The organism is Polaromonas sp. P1_E11 (assembly GCF_056405995.1).
Genome location: NZ_JBFUBA010000001.1, coordinates 971833 through 997828, shown reverse-complemented (window position 1 = coordinate 997828; position 25996 = coordinate 971833). Strand labels below are relative to the sequence as shown.

Genomic DNA, 25996 nt, shown 5'->3' with positions numbered 1-25996 from the left:
TCTCCCTCTTGTCGGTTTTGTTGGCTGATTCTAGGGCCTCTTAACGACATTGCTGCAAGATAGGAAGGGCGTAAAAAAGGCCCGCATTTGCGGGCCTTTTGGTGAGGTGCCGCTTATGCGGCAGAGGTCGGCGCGTTTACTGGCCGGCCGATTGCTCGAAAGGCAGCTTCACAGCGCCGAGGTCGCGCTTGGTCTCGACCAGCACCAGCGGGCCTTCGTCGGCGGCCACCAACGGTGGGCGCTCGCGTGGCACGTGTACGGGCTTGACTTCAGCGGCAATGGCAGCTTTGGCTTCGGCGATCTTGGCGGCATCGGAGTTGACCCACTGCAAGCCTGAGGACTGGGCGACCTGAACCAGATCCTGCAGGGGCAAGTCGTAAGACTGAACCTTGGGCAGGCTGGCGGCAACCGGTGCAGCGGCTGGCGCCGGTGCGGGGGCAGGAGCTGCTATGGGTGCGGCAACGGCTACCGGGGCCACGTAGGCTGGAGCCGGTACAGCAGCAGGAACGGCGGTGGCCACCGGTGCTACAAATTCAGGAGCCGCTTGCGCGCGCAGCTCTTGGGCTTGCGGCTGATTAGGCTCTGAAAATTCGGTTTCCCCGCTTGTCTGTCCGGCTTCTGCGGGTTGCTCGCCGCGCTCACCGTTTTCGCCGCGTTCGCGGCGGTCGCGACCATAGCGGTCGCGGCTACGGCGTTCGCGTGGCTGGCGTTGCTCTTCGGCCTGGCCGTTTTGCGCAGGGGCGATCACATTGCCGGCATCGTCCAGCACGGGGGCTGTCGCTGCGGCTTCAGGGTTGAAGCCGGTGCTGCCTTCAGCAGCAGCGTTTTGGCCTTCGGCGCCTTCCGGGCGGTCTGTGCGGCGGTCGTTGCGACGGCCGTTGCGGTCACGGCGGCCTTCACCACGCTCTCCACGTTCACCACGCGGCTCACGGTTGCCTTGTGGGCGTTCGCCGTCTTGCGGCGCGCGTTCCTGGCGCGGTTCGCCGGCTTCACCGCCCATGGCGGCTGCCATGGCGGCCTGGTTGGCCAGTGCGAGGTCCTGCTCAACGGGGTCGCGCTGGATGCGCTCGCCGCTGCGGTCACCACCGCGCTCGCCACGTTCACCGCGCTCGCGGCGGCCGCGGCCTTCGCGGCTCTGATTTTCGCTGCGGGGCTGGTCGCCGGCATTTTCAGGACGGCTTTCACCGCGGGTCTCACCGGCTGGACGTTCCTGGCGGCCGGCTTCGTTGCGGCCTTCCGGGTTGCGTTCACGGCGCTCGCCGCCACGGCCTTCATTGCGGCCTTCGCCACGGCCCTGGCCCTCTGGGCGGGGTTCGCGTCCTTCGCGGTTTTCGCCTCGGCCTTCACCGCCGCGTCCTTCGCTGCGGCCACGGCCACCGCGGCGGCCTCCGCGTTCGCCGCCACGGTCCGAACGCTCACCGCGTCCATCGCCACGGCCATCGCGGCCTTCACGCCGGCCTTCGCCGCGCTCATCTTTTTTCACTTCTTTGGCGACAGGTGCCGGGGCCGGTGCTTCCGCACCGCCGAACAGGCTCTTTATCCAGCCGAAAAAGCCTTTTTCTGCAGGGGCGGCCACTGCCGGGGCAGGGCGGCGCGACTGGGGCTTGGGAGCCGCCTGCGGCGCCACTTCCGGCTTGGGCGGGGCCACAGGCGCGGGTGCGTCGGGCAGTACGCCCTTGATGATGGGCTCCTGCTTGTTGTGCTTTTCCTGGCTGCGGCGCGTGACGGTGGTCGGATCCTCGATTTCGTCGGCCATCTTGTAGCTGGCGGCGATGTTGTCCAGGCGCGGGTCGTCGTGCTTCAGGCGTTCCAGGCGGTAGTTGGGGGTTTCCAGTGTCTTGTTGGGCACCAGCAGCACGTTGATGCGCTGCTTGACTTCGATCTTGGCGATCTCGGAGCGTTTTTCGTTGAGCAGAAAAGACGCCACGTCGACCGGGACCTGGCACAGCACCGAGGCCGTGCTGTCCTTGAGGGACTCTTCCTGGATGATGCGCAGGATCTGCAGTGCCGAGCTTTCGGTGTCACGGATGTGGCCGGAGCCGCCGCAACGCGGGCAGGGGATGGACGCGCCCTCCGACAGGGCGGGGCGCAGGCGCTGACGGCTCATTTCCATGAGGCCGAACTTGCTGATGGTCCCGAACTGCACGCGGGCGCGGTCTTGCCGCAGCGCGTCGCGCAGGCGGTTTTCCACGTCGCGGCGGTTGCGCGACTCTTCCATGTCGATAAAGTCGATGACGATCAGGCCACCCAAGTCACGCAAACGCATCTGGCGCGCGACTTCGTCGGCGGCTTCAAGGTTGGTGCGGGTGGCGGTCTCTTCGATGTCGCCGCCCTTGATGGCGCGGGCCGAGTTGACGTCGACCGACACCAAAGCTTCAGTGTGGTCAATGACGATGGCGCCGCCGGAAGGCAGCTGCACGGTGCGGGCATAAGCCGACTCGATCTGGTGCTCGATCTGGAAGCGGCTGAACAGCGGCGCGTCGTCGCGGTAGCGCTTGACGCGGTGCTCGTGCTCGGGCATCACGTGGGCCATGAACTGGCGGGCTTGCTCGTAGACGTCGTCGGTGTCAAAGAGGATGTCGCCGATGTCGCTGTTGAAATAGTCGCGGATCGCGCGGATCACGAGGCTGGATTCCTGGTAAATCAGGTAAGCGCCCTTGCCGCCCTTGCCGGCGCCGTCGATGGCGGTCCAGAGCTTGAGCAGGTAGTTCAGGTCCCACTGGAGCTCAGGCGCGCTGCGGCCGATGCCGGCGGTGCGCGCAATGATGGACATCCCGTTGGGATATTCCAGCTGGTCCATGTTCTCTTTGAGCTCGGCCCGGTCTTCGCCTTCGATACGGCGGCTCACGCCACCACCGCGAGGATTGTTCGGCATCAGGACCACATAGCGGCCAGCCAGGGAGACGAAGGTGGTGAGGGCTGCACCCTTGTTGCCGCGTTCTTCCTTTTCGACCTGGACCAGCAGTTCCTGGCCTTCACGGATCACATCGTTGATGCGCGCCTGGTTGACGGGCACGCCCTGGGCAAAGTATTGCTTGGAGATTTCCTTGAACGGCAGGAAGCCGTGGCGGTCTTCGCCGTAGTCGACGAAGCAGGCTTCCAGAGACGGCTCGACGCGGGTGACGACGGCCTTGTAGATGTTGCCCTTGCGCTGTTCGCGCCCTTCAATTTCAATTTCGTAGTCGAGGAGTTTTTGTCCATCGACGATCGCCAGACGGCGTTCTTCAGCCTGTGTGGCGTTTACCAGCATCCGTTTCATGGGTAGCCTTCCTTATCGTTCTTCGTTTTGATGTCATGTTTTGAACATCAATCACATGCCCAAAATGGGCCAACGACGCCGGAGGGACGCAGTGCGAACTGGAGGAATTGCCGGAGAGCTTTTGACAGCGCGCGGCCGACCGAAATGAATCGGTCAGCGACGTGGTCTGGGCGTAGGCGCGTGGATGGAGCGAGCAGGGGTCAAACGGGTGGGTGCTACAAAAAAAGTAGCTGGTTGCGCCCGCTGTACAAGGGCTGGCGGCTGATTTATGCCAAAAACAGGGCCCACGAATGTCGTGAGGCGCCGCAGGCACATATAAATCAGACTGACCAGTGTTGTCATCAGAGGGCTACCCGTTAAAGGACTTGATCTCGACTGGATCCGCATGCAGCCTGTTGTTCATGACTTGGGCTGCACACATGGTATTCCGTAGTGTTGTTCGCAAAACGTCGACTCTTCTACCGTGCAAAGACGCTCGCCGCGAGGTGCCTGGCACTCGTCGCTTGCGGGCAATTGCCGGCGTGGGCATCGACCTTCCAGCAAGGCTGCTTGTTTGCCTTTTCAGGGCCGGGGACTTGCGTGGACTAAACTCCAGACAAATCAACCACTTACAGCGCATCGCTAGTGAAACACATTATAGGGTCAGCAAAGGGCTTGGCAAGGAAACCCGGGAAAACACCGGTATGGCCGCCCGCAGCCGTGTCCGCGCCCACCTCGGCACCACTCATTCCCCAGGCGGCGGCCCCGGCCGCGCCGCAGGCCACGCTGGTGACGGTAGATGAAGACTATGCGGGCCAGCGCCTCGACAATTTCCTGATCCGCCAGCTCAAGGGTGTGCCCAAAACCCATGTTTACCGCATCATCCGAAGCGGTGAAGTGCGGGTGAACAAGGGCCGGGCACAGGCGGATACGCGTGTGGAGACCGGCGACATCGTGCGCCTGCCGCCGGTGCGGACTTCGGAGCGAGCCGGGCAAAAGGCTGAGGCCATGGCCCAGGAAATCGCCCGGCACGGTGCCAGTTCGACCACGGGCGGCTATGCACCCTCCCGCGAATTTCCGATTCTTTTTGAGGACGACTTTGTGCTGGCCATCGACAAACCGGCCGGTGTGGCCGTGCACGGCGGCAGTGGTGTGAGCTTCGGCGTGATCGAACAGCTGCGCATGGCCAGGCCCGAAGCCGACTTCCTGGAGCTGGTGCACCGGCTGGACCGCGAAACCAGCGGCATCTTGCTGATCGCCAAGCGGCGCATGGCGCTCAAGCTGCTGCAGGAGCAGTTCCGGGAGCGTGAAACAGACAAGGTCTACCTGGCCCTCGTCGGCGGCGACTGGCCGGCCAATCACCGCGTGATCGACAAAGCGCTGCACAAGTATTTGTTGCCCGATGGTGAGCGGCGTGTGAAAGTGGTGCCCAACGACCACCCCGACGGCATGCGCTCGGTGACGCTGGTCAAGGTGAAATCGGCCTTTCCCGCCAGCCCGCTGGCGCCGGCGACGTCCTTCACGCTGCTGGAAGTGACGATCAAGACCGGCCGTACGCACCAGATCCGCGTGCATCTGTCCAATGAAGGTCATCCGATTGCCGGGGACGACAAATACGGCGACTTTGAGTTGAACCGGGCGCTGCAGAGGTCCGCCCCGGGCACGGGATCGCTCAAACGCATGTTTCTGCACGCCTGGAGCCTGAAATTTAACCATCCCAAACTGCGCAAGGTCGTGCACCTGCAGGCGCCTTTGCCGCCTGAGCTGCAACAGTTTTTACCGGCGCAGGTTTCCACATGATTCGCGGGGGCGCTGAAGCGCATGGCTCAAAGAGCGCAGCCAAGCCGATACGGGGAAGGTTCAGCGGCCTGGCCGGAACAGTGCTGATGTTTGTCTTGGCCGGTCCTGCCCTGTACGGTGTGGCGTATTACCTGGTGGCAGGTGAGCTTGGGCGCGGCGAATTCCGGTGGAGCGAAGTGCCCTCGGTCATCTTTTGGCCGCTTTTGATGGAGTTCATGTTCTGGGTGTCGTGGGGAAATATTGAAACGATGCTTCTGTTTCCGCTCCCCACCCTTTTGGCGGCCGCGGTTTTTTGGCTGTTGAACACGCGGATGGTGCCTTCCCTGCACGCCGTGTCTGCATTTCGTTTTGTTGTTTCCAGATCGGCAATCTGCCTGGTGGTTTGTGTGTGCGCTTTTGTGGCCTTGAATCCGGGGACAGTGACACAAGGATGGGATGCGCTGTATTTTTACAATCCCCACAACCGGCATCCGTTCGACGACTCAGGGTGGGGGTTTCTTGAAAACTATGGACCGCTGTTCCATTTGACGGTGCTCGGCCTGGCAAGCGTCTTGTTGGGCGCAATTTACGGGTTCTCGTCGTGGTGGCTCCGTAAAAACCGGAACAACTGACGCCTGCATTTCAACGTTTGTCCATGTGCGCGCATAGGCAGGCCTTCCCTAAGACAATATCTCCATGCAAACCCGAAATTTCGACCTGATCGCTTTCGATTGGGATGGCACGCTGTTTGATTCGACCAAAATCATCGTGCGCTGTATCCAGGCCGCGGTGCGTGACGTGGGCGGCACGGTCCCCACCGACAAGGAAGCCGGCTACGTCATCGGCCTGGGCCTCATGCAGGCGCTGGCTCATGCCGCGCCTGATGTACCCCCTGAAAAATACCCCCAACTGGGCGAGCGCTACCGCCATCACTATGCTGCGCATTACGACGACTTGAGCCTGTTTGAGGGCGTGCTTCCACTGCTCGACGCTCTGAAAGCGCGCGGCCACCTGCTCGCGGTGGCCACCGGCAAGTCGCGCCGCGGCCTTGACGAAGTACTGCGCACCGTAGAGCTCAAGGGCGTGTTTGACGGATCCCGCACGGCTGACGAGACGGCAGGCAAACCCGATCCGCGTATGCTGCATGAGCTCATGGCGGAGTTCGGTATTCCCGCGGGGCGCGTGCTGATGGTCGGTGACACCACCCATGACCTCCAGATGGCGGTCAATGCTGCTTGTGCCAGTGTGGGAGTGAGTTATGGCGCGCATGAGCCGGACACATTTACCGATCTGTCGCCGCGCCATGTCGCACATTCGGTGCAGGAACTGCACGACTGGCTGCTGGCCAACGGTTAATTTTCCGATGACGTCCACGGACCCCCGGCAAGCTTTGTGCAATAGCCGCGACCTGCTTGAAGGCGGGTTGGCCGTGCCGTTCGACGTCATTTATGCCGGGCAGACCTGCCGTGCCTTTGCGGTGCGTTACGAAGGAATGGTCCACGCGTATCTCAATCGCTGCACCCATGTCGCGATGGAACTGGACTGGCAGCCCAACCGGGTGTTTGATGCCGGGGGGCAGTGGCTGTTATGCGCCAGCCATGGCGCCGTTTACCGTCCGGATACCGGCCTGTGCGCCGGCGGGCCTTGCCAGGGAGGGCTGGTCAAAATCGAGCTTTCCGAAATCGAAGGGGTTGTTTATTGGCATTCTGCTTACAACCTTAAACCGCTACAGTTCTAATACCTCTCTAAACTATCGCCCATGAACGACCCCCATCGCCCCGACCCTCCCATGGACTCTGATTCGCTGCGCGAATCTGATTTTCGGCCCAACCAGCCGGAGTCCCTTCCGCCTTATTCTCAGGCCAAAAAATCCGCCGCTGATCCTTCCGCCAGCCCCGGCTGGGAGCGCGCGACGCTTGAGAAACTGGCTTTTGCTGCGCTGAACGAGCAAAAAGCGACGCGGCGCTGGAAAACCTTTGTGCGCCTGTCCTGGCTGGCGTTTTTTATCGCCCTCGTGTGGATGGCGCTGCACCGCGGCACGCCTGCCAGCGATGCGACTGTTCCGCACACGGCCGTGGTGGAAATCAAGGGTGAAATCGCCGCGGGCGCCGACGCCAGCGCCGAGTTCGTCAACGCGGCGCTGCGGGCCGCCTTTGAAGACGAAGGCGCCAAGGCTGTTGTGCTGCTGATCAATTCGCCCGGCGGCAGCCCGGTGCAGGCCGGCATGATGAACGACGAAATCCTGCGCCTGAAGGCCAAGCACAAGAAGCCGGTTTACGCCGTGGTCGAAGAAACCTGTGCCTCCGCCGCTTATTACATCGCCGTCTCGGCCGACAAGATTTACGTCGACAAGGCCAGTATTGTGGGCAGCATCGGTGTGCTGATGGATGGTTTTGGCTTCACAGGCTTGATGGACAAACTGGGCGTGGAGCGCCGCTTGCTGACGGCCGGCGAAAACAAGGGCTTCCTTGATCCGTTCAGCCCGCAAAGCGAAAAACAAAAGGTCTTTGCACAGGCCATGCTGGACCAGATCCACCAGCAGTTCATCGCGGTGGTCAAAGCCGGCCGCGGTAAACGCCTGAAGGAAACGCCCGAGATGTTCAGCGGCTTGTTCTGGAGCGGCCAGCAGGCGGTGGAACTGGGCCTGGCCGATCAGCTAGGCAACCTGGAGTATGTGGCCCGAGAAGTGGTCAAGACCGACGAGATCATTGACTATACCCGTCGCGACAATGTGGCCGAACGGCTGGCCAAGAAGTTTGGCGCGGCGATGGGCGAGGGTGCCATGAAGGCCTTCAAGGCGATCCCGGCGCTTCGCTAGGGCGACTTGAGAAGGCGATGGCCTTTGTTAAAAAGCCCGCTTCGCGCGGGCTTTTTTGTTCGTGTCTGGCGCTTTAGCGGCCGATACAGAAAACGGTTGGCAATTCCAGTGGCGCCTGGAGCTTGTCGCGTTTCCAGCCGCTGACCTGCGCGCTGCGGGACCAGCCTTTGGTCATCGTCAGGCCGCAGCTCAGCGCCAGCCGGGTGTTGCCCTGCAGCGTTTGCAGCAGCGACTGGAACAAAGCCGCATTGCGATAGGGCGTTTCGATGAAGAGCTGGGTCTGGCCGGATTTGAGTGCCAGGGATTCCAGTTCCCGGATGCGCTGGACGCGCTCGGCCGGTGCCTGCGGCAAATACCCGGAAAACGCAAAATGCTGGCCGTTCAGGCCGCTCGCTGCCAGCGCCAGCATCAGTGACATCGGGCCCGTCAGCGGCACAACCTCCAGCCCCAGGTCATGGGCGGCGCGTACCACGGAGGATCCCGGGTCGGCAATGGCAGGCATCCCGGCTTCGCTGACCAGGCCCATGTCGCGGCCTTCCACGGCCGCCATCAACAGGGGGCGCGCGTCGAAGTTGCCGGTATGGTCGCCTTTTTTGTGAACCTCCCGTGGCAGCTCCTGGATTTGCTGCGACTGCAGCGGCGCGCTGAGCGGCTGCAGCGCGTCGATACGCTTGAGGTAGGCGCGCGTGCTTTTGGCGTTTTCGCAGATCCAGCAGGAGAGCCTGGCGGCGATTTGCACGGTACCCAGCGGCATGACATCCTGCAGAGGGGCAAGGTCGTCGCAGCCGAAGTCGAGCGGCGCAGGCACCAGGTAAAGTTTCCCTTTCGCTTCGCCGCTCATGGCTGGCTCCCATGGGCTGAAAGCAGCCTCACGCCTGCGGCTTCGATGAGCCTGCAGGTGCGGATCAGCGGCAAGCCGATCAGCGCAGTCGGGTCGTCGTTGTCAATCGATTCAAGCAGCGCGATGCCGAGGCCTTCGCTTTTGGCACTGCCCGCGCAATCGTACGGTTGCTCGGTGCGCAGGTAGTTTTCAATTTCGTCATCCGTCAGCGCGCGGAATTTCACCCTTACTGCAGCCAGGCTTTGTGCTTCATAACCACTGTCCAGGCACACGACGGCCACAGCCGTCTGAAAAATGACGGTTTGCCCCCGCATCCGGCGGAGCTGGGCGACGGCTTTTTCGTGGGTGCCCGGCTTGCCGAGCGGCTGGCCGTCTAGGTCGGCGACCTGGTCGGAACCGATGACAACCGCATCGGGAAATGCCTCGGCGACAGCCCTGGCCTTGGCCAGGGCCAGCCGCTCGGCCAGCGGGCCAGGGAGTTCGCCGGCATGGGGCGTTTCGTCCACAGCGGGCGCGACCACCTCAAACGGGATGTGCAACCGCTGCAGCAATTCCCGGCGATAGCGGGAGGTCGAACCCAAGATCAGGGGGCGATTTTGCCCGGTGTGTGTGGCGATTGCGGCGAGGTCGGGAACAGGATTCATGCCTTGATTCTCTTACACTGCACTCATGTCCAGATCCCCGCAGCCCAACCGACTCAACATGACCGCTTTCGCCCAGGATGGCGTGGCGCTTTCCGAAATTACTTTGCTACGAAATATGGAGCGCCTCGCGCACGAAGCGCAAGGGTTGCAGGCCGATTCGGCAGTGAAATGGCAGGCGGTCGGCGAGTTGCGCCCGCGCCCGGGCGCCGAAGACGACGTATGGCTGCATCTGACGGCTGAGGCCGTTGTGCCTTTAACCTGCCAGCGCTGCATGGGTGTGGTTGCCACTCCTGTAGAGGTGGACCAGTGGTACCGCTTTGTGGCCAGTGAAGACATTGCCATGGCCGAGGACGACCAGTCTGAAGAGGACTTGCTGGTGATGGAGCCCCAGTTCGATCTGCTCGCTGTGCTGGAAGACGAGTTGCTGATGGCCCTGCCGCTGGTGCCCATGCACGAGGTGTGCCCTGTCGCGCCCAAACTGCAGGCGGGCGATCTTGGCGACAACGCAGATTCGGCGGGCGGCGAGGGTGGTGAAAAACCCAATCCCTTTGCGGTTCTGGCACAGCTCAAAGCAAAAAAGTAGTAATTTAGAATTACTTATTTTTCGGGTAAACCTTCCAGATTTGTCGGCATTTCACCAGTCGCGGGTTGAGGTGATGAAATTTGTCTCGCATCGAGCTATAATCAAAGGCTTCGCGTACCAATGCGGTGAATACGGTGACATGGCGTTTAAAGCGCCTTGGGCCGATATTCAGGTCCAGCTGTCTGAACTCGGATTTTGGTGCGTAATTTACCAACCTTACACCCCATCAGGAGCGGATCATGGCCGTCCAGCAAAACAAAAAGTCACCTTCGAAGCGCGGCATGCACCGCTCGCACAACGCACTCACCGTGCCAGGCATTGCCGTGGAGTCCACCACCGGCGAAACCCACCTGCGTCACCACATCAGCCCCACCGGTTTCTACCGTGGCCGCAAGGTGCTGAAAACCAAATCCGAAGCGTAATTCCACGCTTTGAGCATGGGCCCGCACTCATCCTGCGGGCCTTTCTTTTGCCTGAATTCCACTCTCTCTTGACTGCACCGGTCTCCTCATGATCAGGATCGCTGTCGATGCCATGGGCGGCGATATCGGCCCGGCCGTCACGCTCCCAGCCAGCCTGGCTTTCCTGGATGGTCATCCGGATGCTGCTGTGGTGCTGGTCGGCCAGCCCGAAGTCCTCGCCGGGCACCCGTTGTACCCCCGCCTTCAAGCCCATCCGCGCTGCCAGATCGTTCCGGCCAGCGAGATTGTCACCATGGACGATCCCATCGAGATCGCCTTGCGGCGCAAGAAGAACTCCTCGATGCGGGTCGCGATGAATCAGGTCAAGGATGGCGTGGCCCAGGCGGCAGTGTCGGCCGGCAATACCGGCGCCTTGATGGCCATTGCCCGTTACGTCCTCAAAACCCTGGAGGGCATAGACCGTCCAGCCATTGCGACCCAGTTGCCCAATGCCCTGGGTGGCGCCACCACGGTGCTGGACTTGGGGGCCAACGTCGACTGCACCGAAGATCACCTGCTGCAGTTTGCCGTGATGGGATCCGCTCTGGTGGCGGCCATCACCAGCAACCCCACGCCCAGTGTCGGCCTGCTCAATATTGGCGAAGAAGCGATAAAAGGCAGCGAAATTATCAAAAAAGCCGGCGAATTGTTGCGTTCTGCGTCTAATTCCGGTGATTTGAATTTTTACGGAAATGTCGAAGGTAACGATATTTTCAAGGGAACGACCGATATCGTCGTCTGTGACGGTTTTGTGGGCAACGTCGCACTCAAGGCCAGCGAAGGCCTTGCGAGCATGATTGGTGGCTTCATAAAAGCTGAGTTCTCCCGCAATATCTTGACGAAAATCGCCGCAATCATTGCTTATCCGGTGTTAACTGCGTTTAAAAATCGAGTTGATCACAGGCGTTACAACGGCGCTGCCTTGCTCGGCCTGCAGGGTCTGGTTTTCAAAAGCCACGGCTCAGCGGATGCCTTCGCCTTTGAGACGGCGCTGAATCGGGCTTATGATGCGGCTCGGAACAATTTGCTTGAGAGGGTGCGCGAACGCATTGCCCATGCGGCCCCTTTGCTGGTGGCAGCGCAGGCGACGCCCCCTGCTGATGCGCCGGCCGACACCTCCTCAATGCCAGTTGACTCAGCAGTCTCAACACCGGCCACTTATTAATGACCCGTTACTCACGCATCACCGGCACCGGTAGTTATTTGCCGCCGCGCCGACTGACCAATGCCGAACTGGCCGCCGACCTGGCGACCCGGGGTGTGGAAACCTCCGATGAATGGATTGTGGAGCGCACCGGCATCCGGGCCCGCCACTTTGCCGCGCCCGACGTGACCAGCAGCGACCTGGGTGTGGAAGCCGCCAAAAATGCCCTGCAGGCTGCGGGTCTACAGGCTGCTGACATCGACCTCATCATCGTGGCGACCTCGACTCCGGACATGGTGTTTCCCTCGGCGGCCTGCATTTTGCAGAACAAACTGGGCATCGCCGGTTGCCCGGCCTTTGACGTGCAAGCTGTGTGCAGCGGGTTCGTCTATGCATTGACCGTGGCCGACGCAATGATTCGCACCGGTTCGGCCAGCAAAGCGCTGGTGATCGGCGCGGAGGTATTCTCGCGCATCCTGGACTTTTCAGACCGGACCACCTGTGTGCTTTTTGGCGACGGCGCCGGCGCCGTGGTGCTTGAAGCCTCGGACACGCCCGGCATTCTTGCCAGTGACCTGCATGCCGACGGCAAGCATGTCGGCATCCTGTGTGTGCCGGGCAGTGTCTCGGGTGGTCAGATCCTGGGCGACCCCTTGCTCAAGATGGATGGCCAGGCCGTGTTCAAGCTGGCTGTGGGCGTGCTTGAAAGCGCCGCGCGCGCTACGCTGGCAAAAGCCGACATGACCGATGCCGACATCGACTGGCTGATTCCACACCAGGCCAACATCCGCATCATGCAGAGCACGGCCAAAAAACTGAAGATGCCGCTCGAGAAGCTGATTGTCACCGTCGACCAGCATGGAAACACCTCCGCGGCTTCTATCCCGCTCGCGCTGGATGTGGCTGTGCGCAGCGGCAAGATCCAAAAAGGCGACACCCTCATGCTCGAAGGCGTGGGCGGCGGCTTTACCTGGGGTGCGGTGCTTCTCAACTATTGAGTGGCTCCCACCCATCTGCCAGGCTTTCACAGACAGGTGGGCATTTGAATTTCAGACCGTCCGGTGTATGGGATCGCCTTGCAGCAGCCTTGCTGGTGTTGGCTTTCGCCCTGGCTGGATGGAAAATCCTGCAGCGCCCGCCGGCCACCCCTTTTGCGGCATTGCCGGCCAGCCCTCCGGCTGATGCCGTCAAATCCGTGCAACGCACCGGCTTGCCGGCGCAGCAGATTTCGCCGGACGGCCGTTTTCGTTTTGATGCGCAATTTGTCTCATCTTCTCCCGGCCAGGCCGTGCATGCGGCCTCCCTCGTGGAGTTGCGCGATGGCCGCTTGCGCGCGGTCTGGTTTTCGGGCTCGCGCGAAGGCGCGGGGGATGTCACCATCCAGACCGCGGTGATGGACCCCGCCAGCCTGCGCTGGAGCGCGGAAAGCACGTTGTTCAACCGTCAAACACTTCAGCAAGGCCTGTGGCGCTATGTCAAGAAACTGGGCAATCCGGTGATTGCCCGCGCGCCCGATGGCTCGCTCTGCCTGTGGATGGTCAACGTTTCATTGGGCGGATGGGCGGGCAGCTCCATCAGCTGGGCACGCTCCACGGATGAGGGCGCGACCTGGAGCGTGCCGCGCCGCCTGGTGACGTCGCCTTTCCTGAACATCAGTACGCTGGTCAAAGGAGCACCCGTCAGCTTTGAAAGCGGCGAGACCGGCTTGCCGGTGTACCACGAGTTCGTCACCAAATTCGGCGAAGTCCTGCGCATCAACGCTCTGGGCCAGGTCGTCGACAAAGTTCGCGTTCCCGGTAGCCGCACCGGTCTGCAGCCGGTTGTGCTGATTTCGGGGCCAAAGAAGGCGCAGGTCTATATGCGTTCAGGCAATGCCACGGCGCTGATGGTTTCAGACACCACGGATTCCGGCAAGACCTGGTCGCGCGCGCATGCAAGCATCTGGCCCAATCCGGACTCCGCCGTGGCCGGCGTCGTGACGAACACCGGTACGCAATGGCTGGCCCTGAACCCGGCACCCCGAAATCGCGAAATGCTGGCCTTGCTGCAAACCGAGGCGGGCGGCTCGTTTGATGGGGTGGCGCCATGGATTGTGGAGTCGTCCGCAAATCCGCAGGCCCGCACGTCCCTCGGTGACTACGAGCGCCTGTTGACGCAGGAACTCAAGGCCCGCGGCGCCCGCGACGACGAAGCTCAGGCCTATGTGGCCAGCGCGCGGCGTCAACTGTGCGGTGGCCAGAGCTGCTCCCAGGAGTTTTCCTATCCCTACCTGCTGCAAAGCCGCGACGGCTACCTGCACCTGATCTATACCTGGCATCGCACGCGCATCAAGCACGTGCGGCTGGATCCCCTGCAAACCCTCCAGGCCGCGCAAGCGGCGACCGGCCATGCTTCCTCCGGCAAATGATCTGATCGCCTTGCTCGGCATTGATCTGGTGCTCAGCGCCGGCTGCCTGCGGCTGCTGGGCTGGCGGCGTGGCGTCGCGCCGTGGGGCAAGTTTGCTACTGCTGCGGTGTTTGTACTTTTGTGGTGCCCGGTGGGGCCGGCCCGTTTACCGCTCGTGGCCTATGTGCGCGGCATCAGTTCGGACCTGAGCATTTCTTTGGTGGCTCTCGCCTGTCTGGGCATGTACCGGCGACTGTCGGGCGCCCGCTTCATGGATCGCCGCGAGCGCATGCTGGTGAGCGTTGTCCTTGCTGTGGGCGCATTGTTCTTGTACCCGTTGGCCCTGGGCTGGGGTGACTGGGATGCCTACCGGCTGGGCTGGGGTTCGCCAGTTCTGTGGGCGGCGCTTCTGTCGCTGTCGCTGGCATGCTGGGCCAGGGGATTTCGTTTGCTGCCCGTGCTGGCAGCTTTGGCTTTACTGGCCTGGGCTGCGGGGGCGCTGGAGTCCACCAATCTGTGGGACTACCTGATAGACCCCTGGTTGGCCGTTGCGGCTATTTATCAGTGCGTCAAATCGGCTGTCGGATGGGGTTTTGCACGGCTGCGTGGTGCGCACAGTGGCGCTATGCCGTCGTCAGTCTGACAGACTGTGCTTCAAAAAATGACTGTTCATCTTCTTAAAATGCATGCGGATGCTTTTCGGCGCCCAAGAATTCGACCCATGGAGTAATTATTTGAAATCGTTTGCTATTGTTTTTCCCGGCCAGGGCTCGCAGTCGGTCGGCATGCTGGACGCCTGGGGCGACCATCCTGTGGTCGCACAGACGCTGGCCGAGGCCTCCGAGGCGCTCGGCGAGGATGTCGGCCGGCTGATCAAGGACGGCCCCAAGGAGGCGCTGGCGCTGACCACGAACACGCAGCCTGTCATGCTGGTTGCCGGTGTGGCGGCTTACCGCGCCTGGATAGCCGAGACCGGTGCCGCGCCGGCCGCCGTGGCGGGCCATTCGCTGGGTGAATACTCCGCGCTGGTGGCTTCCGGCGTGTTGACGCTCACGCAAGCCGCGCCGTTGGTGCGCTTTCGTGCGCAGGCCATGCAGGACGCGGTCCCGGTCGGCGTAGGCGCGATGGCGGCCATTCTGGGCATGGAAGCCTCCAAAGTGATTGAAGGCTGCGCCGAGGCCGCACTCAGCTTCGGGGCCAACACCAACGAAGTGGTCGAAGCCGTCAATTTCAACGACCCGATGCAGACCGTCATCGCGGGCAGCAAGGCTGCGGTTGAGAAAGCCTGCGAAGTGCTCAAGGCCAACGGTGCCAAGCGCGCCTTGCCCCTGCCGGTGTCGGCTCCCTTCCACTCCAGCCTGATGAAGCCTGCAGCCGAGAAGCTGCGCGAGAAGCTGGCCGCCATCGAATTCGCAGCGCCGAAAATCCCGGTCATCAACAACATCGAGGTAGCCGTCGAGACTGACGCTGACCGCATTCGCGCGGCGCTGTACAGGCAGGCTTTCGGCCCCGTGCGCTGGGTGGAATGCGTGCAGGCCATCAAGGCACGCGGCCTCACGACGCTGGTCGAGTGCGGGCCTGGCAAGGTGCTGGCCGGCATGGCCAAAAGAATCGATTCCGAATTGACGGGTGTCCCTCTGTTTGATCCCGCCTCCCTGGCGGAAGTGAAGGAGTTACTGGCATGAGCGAAGTCAAGTTTGAAGGCCAGGTCGCACTGGTCACCGGCGCATCGCGCGGTATTGGCGCGGCCATTGCGCTGGAGCTGGCCCAAAAAGGCCTCAAAGTGATAGGCACGGCGACCAGCGATGAAGGCGCGGCCAAAATCGGCCAGGCCCTTGCGGCTTTCCCTGGGTGCGCCGGCAAAAACCTGAATGTGAACGACGTTACCGCCGCCGAAGCGCTGATTGACGCCATCGTCAAGGAGCACGGTGGCCTGCAGGTGCTGGTCAACAATGCGGGCATCACGCGCGACATGCTGGCAATGCGGCTCAAGGATGACGATTGGGATGCGGTGCTGGACACCAACCTCAAGGCCGTGTTCCGCATGAGCCGCGCCGTGATGCGCACCATGATGAAGCAGCGCTACGGCCGCATCGTCAGCATCACATCCGTCGTTGGTGCCTCGGGCAACGCGGGCCAATCCAATTACGCGGCAGCCAAGGCCGGCGTGGCCGGCATGACGCGCGCACTGGCGCGCGAACTCGGCTCGCGTAACATCACCGTCAATTGCGTCGCGCCGGGCTTTATCGAGACCGACATGACCGCCGGATTGCCGGAAGAGCAGCAAAAAGCCCTTTTAGGGCAGATCCCGCTGGGCCATCTTGGCAAACCGCAAGACATTGCGCACGCTGTGGCCTTTGTGGCGAGTCCACAGGCGGCCTACATTACAGGCCAGGAGATTCACGTCAACGGCGGCATGTATATGTAGCTCTTGAAGCGTCAGCCCTGCAGTTTCATGAAAACAGCGGGCTGACAGTGGTAAAACACGGGAAATCGAAGCCGGTTTTTATCCGTCCGGCGCGGTGCTTAGGGAAACGACTCTAACGCGGTAAAATCACGGATTAATTTACAACCCTCAGAGGGAACTATGAGCGATATCGAAGCACGTGTTAAGAAAATCATTGCCGAACAACTCGGCGTGGAAGAAGGCCAGGTCACCAGCGAAAAAGCCTTTGTGGCCGATCTGGGCGCTGACTCCCTTGACACCGTAGAACTGGTTATGGCTCTGGAAGACGAGTTCGGCATTGAGATTCCCGACGAAGACGCCGAGAAGATCACCACCGTCCAGAACGCGATTGACTACGCAAACACCCATCAAAAGGCTTGAGGCAAGGCTTTCGCCTGCCTTCGCCGTCATCAAGCCTGAAAAGTCATTCCAGGGCTTTTCGGGTCTTTCTCAGGATTTCTGAATGAGCCGTCGTCGTGTCGTCGTGACAGGTCTGGGTTGTGTCAGCCCGGTAGGTAATACCGTGGCTGAATCCTGGGCCAATCTGATTGCCGGTGTGCCCGGAATTGATCTGATCACGCAGTTTGATGCAAGCAGTTTTGCCTGCAAATTTGCCGGTGAGGTCAAAGGCTTCAATATCGCGGATTACATTCCCGAAAAAGAAGCGCGGCACATGGATCGCTTCATTCATCTGGGTCTGGCCGCGGCTTGCCAGGCGGTGGCCGACAGCGGCCTGCCGACAGGCGAGGCGCTCGACGGCGAACTGGCGACCCGCATTGGCTGCAATATCGGTTCGGGCATCGGCGGTTTGCCGATGATCGAGCAAATGCATTCCGAGCTGGTCAATCGCGGCCCGCGCCGGGTGTCTCCGTTTTTTGTACCTGCCTCGATCATCAACATGATTTCCGGGCATGTATCCATCAAATTCGGTTTTAAAGGCCCGAACGTCGCGGTCGTAACTGCGTGTACGACGGGACTTCATGCGATCGGCCTGTCGGCGCGCATGATTGAATATGGCGATTGCGACGTGATGGTGGCCGGTGGCGCTGAGTCCTGCGTCTCTCCGCTCGGCGTAGGCGGCTTTGCCGCAGCGCGTGCCCTGTCCACCCGCAACGAAGACCCTAAAACAGCGTCTCGCCCCTGGGACAAGGACCGTGATGGTTTTGTGCTGGGCGAGGGCGGCGGTGTGCTGGTTCTCGAAGAGTACGAGCATGCCAAAGCGCGGGGCGCCAGAATTTATGCTGAACTGACCGGGTTCGGCATGAGCGCAGACGCATATCACATGACAGCGCCCGATGTCGACGGACCGCGCCGCTCCATGGTCATGGCGTTGAAGAACGCAGGTGTCAATGCCGACGAAGTCCAATACCTCAATGCGCATGGCACGTCCACGCCGTTGGGCGACCTGAACGAAACAAATGCCGTTAAAGCCGCGTTCGGCAGCCACGCCAAAAACATGGTGGTCAGCTCGACCAAATCCATGACGGGTCACCTTTTGGGCGGCGCCGGCGGCATTGAGTCGGTGTTTACGGTGCTTTCGCTGTATCACCAGAAAATTCCGCCGACCATCAATATCTTCAACCAGGATCCCGAGTGCGACCTGGACTACTGTGCCAATACCGCGCGTGACGCAAAAATCGAGGTTGCCGTCAAAAACAATTTCGGGTTCGGCGGCACCAACGGTACGCTGGTCTTCAAGCGCGCCTGATTCCCGGCTCACGCACGTCCAACAGCCTGCCTTGAGCCTGCACAACGCCCCGCCGGTTGTTTATCCGCTGGGGCGTTCGCGTTTTCTGGGCACTCTTTTGTTGGGTTTATGGCTGTCCGGGCTGCTTTTAGCCATGCTCTGGTATTTCAATGGAAGCCGTCAGCTGGATTGGCGCATCGGCCTGGCACTTACTGCCGCGTTGGGCGCTGGTGTGGCAGCACATATCGGTTGGCGAAATTCTCCGTCGGGCCACTTGGCATGGGATGGCGAAGTGTGGCGCTGGGAGAGCCCGGGATACCAGGCGGGCGTCGCCGAATATGAGCTTTCAGTCCTTGCCGATTTCCAACACTATTTACTGCTTCGGCTTGAAAATTCTGCTCACGCACGGTTGTGGCTCTGGGTGGAGCGCGGCGTCATGCCGGAGCGATGGCTGGACCTGCGCCGCGCGGTCTACTCGCCGCACAAGTCGTCTTCCACCTTGTCGCCGCATGATTTTCTGCCGGCAGAACCCGTGCTGGCTGTGGCAGTATCGGGGTCTATGCGCCCAGTTGAAGCCACGTCACAAAACCCATGAGCGCTGACCTGCCTCCGCCTCAACTGGAAAAAGCAACCGACAGCGATGCCATGCTGGTGGAGCGCACCGTTGCAGGCGACCAGAAGGCATATGAGCTGCTGGTCATCAAATACCAGCGGCGCATCCAGCGCCTGATAGGCCGTATGGTGCGCGATGTGGACCTGGTGGAAGATATCGCCCAGGAAACGTTCATCCGCGCCTACAGGGCCCTGGCGCAGTTCAGGGGCGAGGCCCAGTTCTACACATGGCTTTACCGGATCGCGGTGAATACCGCCAAAAAGGCCCTGATGGACCTTAAACGGGATCCAACCGTCTCTGAAAACTCCTTTAAATCGGGCCAAAGCGATGAAAGCGATGAAACTTCCCCGCTTGAAAACGAACTAACAAGCTCGGAAACGCCGGAAGCCGTGCTGGCCACCAAGGAAATTGCGGAAATCATCAATGCCGCCATGGAAGCCTTGCCTGAGGAGCTTCGCCAGGCCATTACCCTGCGTGAAATAGAAGGGCTGAGCTACGAAGAGATTTCAGAGGCGATGGATTGCCCCATCGGTACAGTGCGGTCCCGGATTTTCAGGGCGCGTGAGGCAATTTCGCAGAAGGTGAAACCCTTGCTGGAAAACCAGAGCGGCAAGCGCTGGTGAGGCCGCAGCACCCAGGAGCCCCAATGAACCCACGAATTAGATCCCGTATTTTGAGCCTTTCAAAACGGCAGTTCCGCTGCCCACGAACATGATGAAACCGTCAATGCAAACCAGTGAACTCATGTCTGCCCTGGCCGATGGTCAATTGGACGGGGACGAACTTGTGGCTGCGCTCGATGCCAGCCGGCACGACGATTCAGCGGTCGCCGCCTGGGACACCTATCACCTGATTGGTGATGCTTTGCGATCTCCTGCGCTTCGGACCAAAGGGGCGGACGTGGCCTTTTTGGCGCGCCTGAACCAGCGTCTTGCCCTTGAAACCCCTGCCGGTTCGAGTTTTCACCTTGCTGCTCCGGCCGTGGATGTCGTTCAGGTCCCCGTGCAAGCAATGTCCCCGCCGCACGACGAAGCCGCCAATGACAGTGATTTCCGCTGGAAGCTGGTGGCAGGATTTGCCTCGCTCGCCGCAGTGGTTGCCATTGCGTGGAATGCTTCCGGCTTGCTGGTGCCCGGCTCGGCACCGCAGCTTGCCCAGGCGCCGCTGTCACAGCAAGTGGTGGTTGCTTCGCCCCAGGGTCCAATGGTGCGGGACGCCCGGCTGGAGGAACTGCTGGCTGCCCACAAGCAGCTGGGGGGTACGTCGGCCCTGCAGGAGCCCTCGGGCTTCTTGCGCAATGCCACCTTTGAAACGCCGCAAAATGCAGGGCGCTGAGCGCGCGCCTGCTTGCCGCCCGGCTTTGGAAATACCATGAAGTTCAAGCTATTTCGCCTTCTAGCCCTTGCGGGATGTGCGCTACCAGCTATGAATTTTGTAGCGGCGCAGGTGTCGCCACCAGCCCCTGCTGCGACGCCTGTGGAATCCCGCAACATCAACGATTGGCTGATGCGCATGCATGAGGCTTCCAAAAAGCGCTCGTACATCGGCACCTTTGTCGTCTCTTCCGGTGGCGCCATGTCCAGTGCGAAGATTTGGCATGTTTGCGAGGGCGACCAGCAAATGGAGCGGGTAGAAACGCTGACGGGGGCGCCGCGCTCGATTTTTCGCCACAACGACCAGGTGGTCACCTTCATGCCGGACCACAAGGTGGTTCGCAGTGAAAAGCGCGAGTCGCTGGGTATGTTCCCCCAGTTGCTGCAGTCAACCGATAACCGGATTGCCGACTATTACAAGGTCCGTCAGGAGGGTACCGAGCGCGTGGCGGGCGTCGAAGCCGATATCGTGCTGCTGGCGCCCAAAGACAACATGCGGTTTGGCTACCGGGTCTGGACAGAACAGAAGAAGGGCCTGGTCGTGAAGCTGCAGACGCTCGATACGGACGGCAAGGTCCTGGAGCAGGCGGCATTTTCAGAATTGCAGCTCGATGCACCGGTCAAAATGGACAAGCTCCTCCAGATGATGGGCAAGGTCGACGGTTACCGTGTGGAAAAACCTGTTCTCGTGAAGACCACGGCAAGCGTGGAAGGCTGGCTCCTGAAGGCGCCTGTGGCGGGCTTCAAACCCATGAGTTGCTACAAGCGGCCGGCGACGGCACCGGCACCTGCCGGCACTGCGACGGGTGAAGAGCCCCTGCAGTGGATTTTCTCGGATGGTTTGGCGTCGGTGTCAATTTTTGTTGAACCGTTCGACCGCCAGCGCCACGGTCAGGAATCGAGCTTGTCGATGGGCGCCACCCAGACGATTACCCGGCAGCTCGACGCCTATTGGGTCACCGTGATGGGCGAAGTCCCGATGGGCACCTTGAAGCTTTTTGCGAGTGGGCTGGAGCGCAAGAAATAATATGCGCCGGCGCTCCTGGTACTTTTCTCGGGGCCCACGTGCTGCAACAGTTTTCTCCGGCGCCAGCCTTGGTTGCCGCCGGGTGTGATGGCCGTATGACAACATTTATGACGAGGCTGATGATGCTTGAATTGAACTGGAAACCCCTGCGCTCCTGCCTGACTGCGGCCGTCGTAGGAAGCACTGCGGTCCTGGCGGTGCTGCCGGTCGCGCCTGTCTGGGCGCAGAACCGTACATTGCCGGATTTCACAGACCTGGTGGAGCAGGTGGGTCCTTCGGTGGTCAATATCCGCACACTGGAAAAATCCAAGGCAGCGGCTTCCGGAAGTGCCGATGAACAGATGCTGGAATTTTTCAAGCGCTTTGGCATACCGGTCCCCCCCAATATGCCTCGCGCACCCCGGCCGGACCGCAGCCCTCAGCCTGACGAAGATCAGCCGCGCGGCGTCGGGTCGGGTTTCATCCTGACGGCCGACGGCTTTGTGATGACCAACGCGCATGTGGTGGAAGGCGCCGATGAAGTCATCGTCACCTTGACCGACAAGCGCGAATTCAAAGCCAAAATCATCGGTGCGGACAAGCGCAGTGACGTTGCTGTCGTCAAGATTGAGGCGACGGGGCTGCCCGCAGTGAAGATCGGCGACATCAACCGCCTCAAGGTCGGGGAATGGGTGATGGCCATCGGTTCGCCATTTGGCCTGGAAAACACCGTGACCGCAGGTATTGTGAGTGCCAAGCAGCGGGATACCGGCGACTACCTGCCCTTTATCCAGACCGACGTTGCCATCAACCCCGGCAACTCCGGCGGGCCCCTGATCAATATGCGCGGTGAAGTAGTGGGTATCAACAGCCAGATCTATTCGCGCTCCGGCGGCTTCCAGGGAATTTCCTTTTCCATCCCCATAGACGAAGCAGCGCGCGTGTCCGATCAGCTGCGCACGAGCGGCAAGGTGACGCGGGGCCGCATCGGTGTGCAGATCGACCAGGTCACAAAAGAGGTGGCGGAATCGATTGGCCTGGGCAAGGCCCAGGGCGCACTGGTTCGGGGTGTTGAGAGCGGCGCACCCGCAGAAAAAGCGGGCGTGGAAGCCGGCGACATCATCATCAAGTTCGACGGTAAGCCGATTGAAAAATCCAGCGACTTGCCGCGCATGGTCGGCAATGTGAAGCCGGGTACCAAGGCCGTGGTGACTGTCTTCAGGCGCGGCGCGAGCAAGGACCTTTCGGTCACGATTGGCGAGGTCGAGGCCGAAAAACCGGCGCGTAAGGCTTCGGCCGGCCCCGAACCCAAGCCCCCGGTGGCGGGCGCCGCGCAAGTTTTAGGTCTGGCCGTTAGTGAAGTGCCCGACGCGCAGAAGAAGGAGCTGAAGATCAAGGGTGGCGTCAAGGTGGACACAGCCGAAGGGACTGCTGCGCGGGCCGGCCTGAAAGAAGGCGACGTGATTGTGGCGATTGCCAACTCCGAAGTCACCAGCGTCAAGGAATTTGAAGCGGCCCTCGCCAAAATCGACAAGTCCAAGGCCATCAACGTGTTGTTCCGGCGGGGCGAGTGGGCGCAATATGCGCTGATCAGGCCATCTCGCTGAAAGCGCTGCTGTAGGTCTCTTTTTCGCAGCGAAACGGCATGAGCCGAGAGGCTCCCATTAACCCCCATACCCTGCCGGGCTATGGGGGTTTTTGCCGCCTGACGCGGGAATTGGTGGTCCGTAAAAATATATTTTGCGAGGAGGCTGACCGGATTATTTGTTAGTGAACGCTCACAATAAAACGATCCACGGACCGTTTTCGGTAGAATATGAGCTCCCGCCTGCGCTATTTCGATATATCGGAATCGTTAAAGGCTCGGTTTCTCTCTTTATTTTGAGTAATACCGAACGCTCCACAGATCACCCACAAGTTGTCCAGAGACAAGCAGTATAAAATTGTGAATAAGTTGTGCATAAGATTCATGTTGCTAGCCTGCAACGGCAAAAATATGGCCATTTCGGGACTGTTCGACTCCGGCTTTTTGCCTACAATGAAGTTCCAACTATCGCAGTTGCCATAGATTGTTGGTTCAGGGCGCGTCGCTACTCGACGCGCCCTTTTTTATGGCCCACGCGAATTCCATTCAATCTCTTCGCAATACTTTCAAGTACTTAGGCGTTCTCGTTGATGAATCACATCAGAAATTTTTCGATCATTGCCCACATTGATCATGGCAAATCCACGCTGGCTGACCGTCTCATCCAGCGCTGCGGCGGTTTGCAGGACAGAGAGATGAGTGCGCAGGTTCTGGATTCGATGGATATTGAAAAAGAGCGTGGGATAACCATCAAGGCGCAGACCGCTGCGCTCAAATACAAGGCACTCAACGGCGAGGTCTACAACCTCAATCTGATCGACACGCCGGGCCACGTCGACTTCTCTTATGAAGTCAGCCGCTCGCTGTCCGCATGCGAGGGTGCGCTGCTGGTGGTGGACGCCAGCCAGGGTGTGGAAGCGCAGACAGTCGCCAACTGCTACACCGCGCTGGACCTAGGCGTGGAAGTCGTGCCGGTACTCAATAAAATGGATTTGCCGCAAGCCGACCCCGACAACGCCAAGCAGGAAATCGAAGAAGTGATCGGCATCGACGCGACCGATGCGATCCCCTGCAGTGCCAAGACGGGCATGGGCATCGATGAAATCCTGGAGGCCGTCGTTGCCAGGATTCCGCCGCCCAAAGGTAATCCAGGCGGCCCGCTGCGTGCCATGATCATTGACAGTTGGTACGACGCTTATGTGGGCGTCGTCATGCTGGTGCGTGTTGTGGACGGCCGGCTTGCCAAGGGTGACCGTATCAAGCTGATGGCCAGCGAGGCGATGTACAACGCCGAGCAATTAGGTGTCTTCACTCCGCATACCGAGTCTCGCCAGGCACTCGAATCCGGCGAGGTGGGTTTTGTCATCGCGGGCATCAAGGAGCTTCAGGCGGCGCGGGTCGGCGACACCGTGACCCTGATCAAGCCTGGGACAGGCGGTGCTGCCTTTACCGCCACCGAGGCCTTGCCCGGCTTCAAGGAAATCCAGCCTGCGGTGTTTGCCGGCCTGTATCCTTCAGAGGCCAGCGAATACGAATCCCTGCGCGACGCACTGGAAAAACTCAAGCTCAATGATGCGTCGCTGCACTATGAGCCGGAGGTTAGCGAGGCACTGGGTTTCGGGTTTCGCTGCGGTTTCCTGGGGCTGCTGCACATGGAGATCGTCCAGGAGCGGCTCGAGCGGGAATTCGATCAGGACCTGATCACGACGGCCCCCAGTGTGGTCTATGAAGTTCTCCAATCCGACGGAACCCTCCTCAAGGTTGAAAATCCCTCCAAAATTCCCGACGGCGGAAAGGTTAACGAGATCCGTGAGCCCATCGTGACCGTGCACTTGTATATGCCGCAGGACTACGTGGGCGCCGTGATGACGCTGGCCAACCAGAAGCGCGGCGTCCAGCTGAACATGGCCTATCACGGCAAGCAGGTCATGCTGACCTACGAAATGCCGCTGGGCGAGATCGTGCTGGACTTCTTTGACAAGCTCAAGTCCGTCTCCCGCGGCTACGCGTCGATGGACTACGAATTCAAGGAATTTCGGGCCTCCGATGTGGTCAAGGTGGATATCTTGCTGAACGGCGAGAAGGTCGATGCGCTGTCCATCATCGTCCACCGCAGCCAGTCGGCTTACCGCGGACGGGCGGTCGTGGCCAAAATGCGTGAGATCATTTCCCGGCAGCAATTCGATGTGGCCATCCAGGCGGCGATCGGGGCCAACATTATTGCGCGTGAGACAATCAAGGCGCTGCGCAAAAACGTGATCGCCAAGTGCTACGGCGGCGATATTTCACGCAAACGCAAGCTCCTTGAAAAACAAAAAGCGGGTAAAAAACGCATGAAACAAATCGGTTCCGTTGAAGTCCCCCAAGAGGCCTTCCTGGCCATTTTGCAGGTGGAAGATTGATGCGCGGCGCAATGAGCACGATCACGGCCGTGGTGCTGGCCGCCTTTGTGGGTTATGGCGCTGCCTGGTACTTCGGCATCGTGGACGGAAACTTTTCCCTGCTGCTGTTCCTGGCCTCTGTGGTCACCGGGATTTACTGGCTGGCCGAGCGGTTTTACTTTTTGCCGCAGCGCTACCGTGCGGCGGCGGCGTTTGAGGAAAGTGCGGCCAGGCGGCAGGCTGAGCTCGCCGGCAAAGGCATCAGCCAGGTCGACAACCATGTTGACGAAGCCAGAACCCGGCTCATCATGCAACCCTGGTGGCTGGACTGGACCGCCGGCCTTTTCCCGGTGATCGTGGTGGTTTTCCTGTTGCGCTCCTTCCTGTTTGAGCCCTTCAAGATTCCTTCCGGCTCCATGATCCCGACGCTGCTCGTCAACGACCTGATCCTGGTCAATAAATTCCATTACGGCGTTCGGCTGCCGGTGCTCAATATCAAGGTACTGGACAACAACACCCCGCAGCGCGGGGATGTGATGGTGTTTCGCTACCCGCCAAAACCGAGCCTGGATTACATCAAGCGGGTGGTGGGGGTGCCCGGGGATGAGGTTGCCTACCTGAACAAGAAGCTGACCATTAATGGCAAGCCTTTGGTCAAGACGCCTTTGCCCGACTTCTTTGACGAAGATATTTTGCGTTACGCCAAACAGTTCGAAGAGGTCAATGGGGCAAAGAAATACCGCCTGCTGAATGACGACTCCCGGCGGGGCGGCCTCGATGAGCGGGAGGTCATGGACTTTCCTTTCAAGGAAAATTGCCGTTACAGTAGCGAAGGCGTTGTTTGCAAGGTGCCTGAGGGGCAGTATTTCATGATGGGCGATAACCGCGATAATTCGCTGGATTCCCGCTATTGGGGGTTTGTTCCCGATAAAAACATTGTCGGCAAGGCCTTTTTTGTCTGGATGAATTTCGGCAACCTCAAGCGTATCGGTTCTTTCGAATAGTCGCTTT

Annotated in this window: 25 protein-coding genes; 22 read left to right on the top strand and 3 right to left on the bottom strand. The window is 60.5% G+C overall.

What is annotated here, in order from left to right:
* Positions 1 to 136: 136 nt before the first annotated feature.
* The gene (locus AC1D11_RS04980) at positions 137 to 3259 is read right to left on the bottom strand and encodes an Rne/Rng family ribonuclease (protein ID WP_477647255.1); all 3123 of its coding nucleotides are present in this window, start codon (positions 3257 to 3259) and stop codon (positions 137 to 139) included.
* A gap of 624 nt (positions 3260 to 3883) precedes the next feature.
* Here AC1D11_RS04980 and AC1D11_RS04975 point away from each other — a divergent pair.
* The 5 genes from AC1D11_RS04975 (at position 3884) to AC1D11_RS04955 (ending at position 7835) form a co-directional block, all read left to right on the top strand.
* Positions 3884 to 5038, top strand: coding sequence for an RluA family pseudouridine synthase (locus AC1D11_RS04975; RefSeq protein WP_477647254.1), 1155 nt, complete (start codon positions 3884 to 3886; stop codon positions 5036 to 5038).
* Positions 5035 to 5649, top strand: a complete 615-nt coding sequence (locus AC1D11_RS04970; protein ID WP_477647253.1) for a hypothetical protein — start codon at positions 5035 to 5037, stop codon at positions 5647 to 5649. Before AC1D11_RS04975 ends, AC1D11_RS04970 begins: the two co-directional genes overlap by 4 nt.
* A gap of 64 nt (positions 5650 to 5713) precedes the next feature.
* The gene (locus tag AC1D11_RS04965; RefSeq protein WP_477647252.1) at positions 5714 to 6373 is read left to right on the top strand and encodes an HAD family hydrolase; all 660 of its coding nucleotides are present in this window, start codon (positions 5714 to 5716) and stop codon (positions 6371 to 6373) included.
* A gap of 7 nt (positions 6374 to 6380) precedes the next feature.
* A complete protein-coding gene (locus AC1D11_RS04960) occupies positions 6381 to 6755 on the top strand; it encodes a Rieske (2Fe-2S) protein (protein ID WP_477647251.1) in 375 nt (124 codons plus the stop codon).
* 21 nt (positions 6756 to 6776) lie between these two features.
* Positions 6777 to 7835, top strand: coding sequence for a S49 family peptidase (locus tag AC1D11_RS04955; RefSeq protein ID WP_457279394.1), 1059 nt, complete (start codon positions 6777 to 6779; stop codon positions 7833 to 7835).
* Between the two features lie 73 nt (positions 7836 to 7908).
* Here AC1D11_RS04955 and AC1D11_RS04950 read toward each other — a convergent pair whose 3' ends face one another.
* Positions 7909 to 8676 (bottom strand): SAM-dependent methyltransferase, encoded by a 768-nt coding sequence (locus AC1D11_RS04950; RefSeq protein ID WP_477647250.1) that lies wholly within the window; start codon positions 8674 to 8676, stop codon positions 7909 to 7911.
* Entirely contained in the window at positions 8673 to 9320 is a 648-nt protein-coding gene (locus AC1D11_RS04945; protein WP_477647249.1) for a Maf family protein, read from the bottom strand. Before AC1D11_RS04945 ends, AC1D11_RS04950 begins: the two co-directional genes overlap by 4 nt.
* A gap of 25 nt (positions 9321 to 9345) precedes the next feature.
* Here AC1D11_RS04945 and AC1D11_RS04940 point away from each other — a divergent pair, with 25 nt between their 5' ends.
* From AC1D11_RS04940 to lepB, 17 genes are all read left to right on the top strand, one after another.
* Positions 9346 to 9903, top strand: a complete 558-nt coding sequence (locus AC1D11_RS04940; protein WP_477650939.1) for a YceD family protein — start codon at positions 9346 to 9348, stop codon at positions 9901 to 9903.
* A 239-nt stretch (positions 9904 to 10142) separates the two neighbouring features.
* A complete protein-coding gene (gene rpmF / locus AC1D11_RS04935; RefSeq protein ID WP_007873878.1) occupies positions 10143 to 10325 on the top strand; it encodes a 50S ribosomal protein L32 in 183 nt (60 codons plus the stop codon).
* Between the two features lie 88 nt (positions 10326 to 10413).
* Positions 10414 to 11529 carry a phosphate acyltransferase PlsX gene (gene plsX / locus AC1D11_RS04930; protein ID WP_477647247.1) on the top strand — a complete coding sequence of 372 codons (1116 nt, stop codon included), beginning with the start codon at positions 10414 to 10416 and terminating at the stop codon, positions 11527 to 11529.
* On the top strand, positions 11529 to 12506 hold the full coding sequence (locus AC1D11_RS04925) for a beta-ketoacyl-ACP synthase III (protein WP_477647246.1): 978 nt from the start codon (positions 11529 to 11531) through the stop codon (positions 12504 to 12506). The genes plsX and AC1D11_RS04925 overlap by 1 nt, the downstream gene beginning before the upstream one ends.
* Positions 12507 to 12550: 44 nt before the next feature.
* On the top strand, positions 12551 to 13915 hold the full coding sequence (locus tag AC1D11_RS04920) for a sialidase family protein (protein WP_477647245.1): 1365 nt from the start codon (positions 12551 to 12553) through the stop codon (positions 13913 to 13915).
* On the top strand, positions 13896 to 14537 hold the full coding sequence (locus tag AC1D11_RS04915) for a hypothetical protein (RefSeq protein WP_477647244.1): 642 nt from the start codon (positions 13896 to 13898) through the stop codon (positions 14535 to 14537). The genes AC1D11_RS04920 and AC1D11_RS04915 overlap by 20 nt, the downstream gene beginning before the upstream one ends.
* Before the next feature lie 91 nt (positions 14538 to 14628).
* Positions 14629 to 15579 carry an ACP S-malonyltransferase gene (fabD, locus tag AC1D11_RS04910; RefSeq protein WP_477647243.1) on the top strand — a complete coding sequence of 317 codons (951 nt, stop codon included), beginning with the start codon at positions 14629 to 14631 and terminating at the stop codon, positions 15577 to 15579.
* Positions 15576 to 16322, top strand: a complete 747-nt coding sequence (gene fabG / locus AC1D11_RS04905; RefSeq protein ID WP_477647242.1) for a 3-oxoacyl-ACP reductase FabG — start codon at positions 15576 to 15578, stop codon at positions 16320 to 16322. The genes fabD and fabG overlap by 4 nt, the downstream gene beginning before the upstream one ends.
* Before the next feature lie 159 nt (positions 16323 to 16481).
* Entirely contained in the window at positions 16482 to 16721 is a 240-nt protein-coding gene (gene acpP / locus AC1D11_RS04900) for an acyl carrier protein (protein WP_011484542.1), read from the top strand.
* Positions 16722 to 16803: 82 nt separating this feature from the next.
* On the top strand, positions 16804 to 18048 hold the full coding sequence (gene fabF, locus AC1D11_RS04895) for a beta-ketoacyl-ACP synthase II (protein ID WP_477650938.1): 1245 nt from the start codon (positions 16804 to 16806) through the stop codon (positions 18046 to 18048).
* Positions 18049 to 18079: 31 nt separating this feature from the next.
* A complete protein-coding gene (locus AC1D11_RS04890) occupies positions 18080 to 18622 on the top strand; it encodes a hypothetical protein (protein WP_477647240.1) in 543 nt (180 codons plus the stop codon).
* On the top strand, positions 18619 to 19263 hold the full coding sequence (rpoE, locus tag AC1D11_RS04885) for an RNA polymerase sigma factor RpoE (protein ID WP_457279382.1): 645 nt from the start codon (positions 18619 to 18621) through the stop codon (positions 19261 to 19263). The genes AC1D11_RS04890 and rpoE overlap by 4 nt, the downstream gene beginning before the upstream one ends.
* A 91-nt stretch (positions 19264 to 19354) precedes the next feature.
* Entirely contained in the window at positions 19355 to 19975 is a 621-nt protein-coding gene (locus AC1D11_RS04880) for a sigma-E factor negative regulatory protein (RefSeq protein ID WP_477651435.1), read from the top strand.
* Between the two features lie 90 nt (positions 19976 to 20065).
* Positions 20066 to 21040 (top strand): MucB/RseB C-terminal domain-containing protein, encoded by a 975-nt coding sequence (locus tag AC1D11_RS04875; RefSeq protein WP_477650937.1) that lies wholly within the window; start codon positions 20066 to 20068, stop codon positions 21038 to 21040.
* A gap of 122 nt (positions 21041 to 21162) precedes the next feature.
* Positions 21163 to 22626 (top strand): DegQ family serine endoprotease, encoded by a 1464-nt coding sequence (locus tag AC1D11_RS04870; protein WP_477647338.1) that lies wholly within the window; start codon positions 21163 to 21165, stop codon positions 22624 to 22626.
* Between the two features lie 568 nt (positions 22627 to 23194).
* Positions 23195 to 25006 carry a translation elongation factor 4 gene (lepA, locus tag AC1D11_RS04865; protein ID WP_477650936.1) on the top strand — a complete coding sequence of 604 codons (1812 nt, stop codon included), beginning with the start codon at positions 23195 to 23197 and terminating at the stop codon, positions 25004 to 25006.
* An 11-nt stretch (positions 25007 to 25017) separates the two neighbouring features.
* Positions 25018 to 25989, top strand: coding sequence for a signal peptidase I (gene lepB / locus AC1D11_RS04860; RefSeq protein WP_477649953.1), 972 nt, complete (start codon positions 25018 to 25020; stop codon positions 25987 to 25989).
* Positions 25990 to 25996 lie beyond the last annotated feature (7 nt).

Excerpts from the sequence above, each read along its gene's own strand:
- AC1D11_RS04980 (WP_477647255.1), bottom strand. The coding sequence starts at position 3,259 with ATGAAACGGATGCTGGTAAACGCCACACAGGCTGAAGAACGCCGTCTG.
- AC1D11_RS04970 (WP_477647253.1), top strand. The coding sequence starts at position 5,035 with ATGATTCGCGGGGGCGCTGAAGCGCATGGCTCAAAGAGCGCAGCCAAG.
- AC1D11_RS04965 (WP_477647252.1), top strand. The coding sequence starts at position 5,714 with ATGCAAACCCGAAATTTCGACCTGATCGCTTTCGATTGGGATGGCACG.
- AC1D11_RS04960 (WP_477647251.1), top strand. The coding sequence starts at position 6,381 with ATGACGTCCACGGACCCCCGGCAAGCTTTGTGCAATAGCCGCGACCTG.
- AC1D11_RS04955 (WP_457279394.1), top strand. The coding sequence starts at position 6,777 with ATGAACGACCCCCATCGCCCCGACCCTCCCATGGACTCTGATTCGCTG.
- AC1D11_RS04950 (WP_477647250.1), bottom strand. The coding sequence starts at position 8,676 with ATGAGCGGCGAAGCGAAAGGGAAACTTTACCTGGTGCCTGCGCCGCTC.
- AC1D11_RS04945 (WP_477647249.1), bottom strand. The coding sequence starts at position 9,320 with ATGAATCCTGTTCCCGACCTCGCCGCAATCGCCACACACACCGGGCAA.
- AC1D11_RS04940 (WP_477650939.1), top strand. The coding sequence starts at position 9,346 with ATGTCCAGATCCCCGCAGCCCAACCGACTCAACATGACCGCTTTCGCC.
- rpmF (WP_007873878.1), top strand. The coding sequence starts at position 10,143 with ATGGCCGTCCAGCAAAACAAAAAGTCACCTTCGAAGCGCGGCATGCAC.
- plsX (WP_477647247.1), top strand. The coding sequence starts at position 10,414 with ATGATCAGGATCGCTGTCGATGCCATGGGCGGCGATATCGGCCCGGCC.
- AC1D11_RS04925 (WP_477647246.1), top strand. The coding sequence starts at position 11,529 with ATGACCCGTTACTCACGCATCACCGGCACCGGTAGTTATTTGCCGCCG.
- AC1D11_RS04915 (WP_477647244.1), top strand. The coding sequence starts at position 13,896 with ATGCTTCCTCCGGCAAATGATCTGATCGCCTTGCTCGGCATTGATCTG.
- fabG (WP_477647242.1), top strand. The coding sequence starts at position 15,576 with ATGAGCGAAGTCAAGTTTGAAGGCCAGGTCGCACTGGTCACCGGCGCA.
- acpP (WP_011484542.1), top strand. The coding sequence starts at position 16,482 with ATGAGCGATATCGAAGCACGTGTTAAGAAAATCATTGCCGAACAACTC.
- fabF (WP_477650938.1), top strand. The coding sequence starts at position 16,804 with ATGAGCCGTCGTCGTGTCGTCGTGACAGGTCTGGGTTGTGTCAGCCCG.
- rpoE (WP_457279382.1), top strand. The coding sequence starts at position 18,619 with ATGAGCGCTGACCTGCCTCCGCCTCAACTGGAAAAAGCAACCGACAGC.
- AC1D11_RS04880 (WP_477651435.1), top strand. The coding sequence starts at position 19,355 with ATGAAACCGTCAATGCAAACCAGTGAACTCATGTCTGCCCTGGCCGAT.
- AC1D11_RS04875 (WP_477650937.1), top strand. The coding sequence starts at position 20,066 with ATGAATTTTGTAGCGGCGCAGGTGTCGCCACCAGCCCCTGCTGCGACG.
- AC1D11_RS04870 (WP_477647338.1), top strand. The coding sequence starts at position 21,163 with ATGCTTGAATTGAACTGGAAACCCCTGCGCTCCTGCCTGACTGCGGCC.
- lepA (WP_477650936.1), top strand. The coding sequence starts at position 23,195 with ATGAATCACATCAGAAATTTTTCGATCATTGCCCACATTGATCATGGC.
- lepB (WP_477649953.1), top strand. The coding sequence starts at position 25,018 with ATGAGCACGATCACGGCCGTGGTGCTGGCCGCCTTTGTGGGTTATGGC.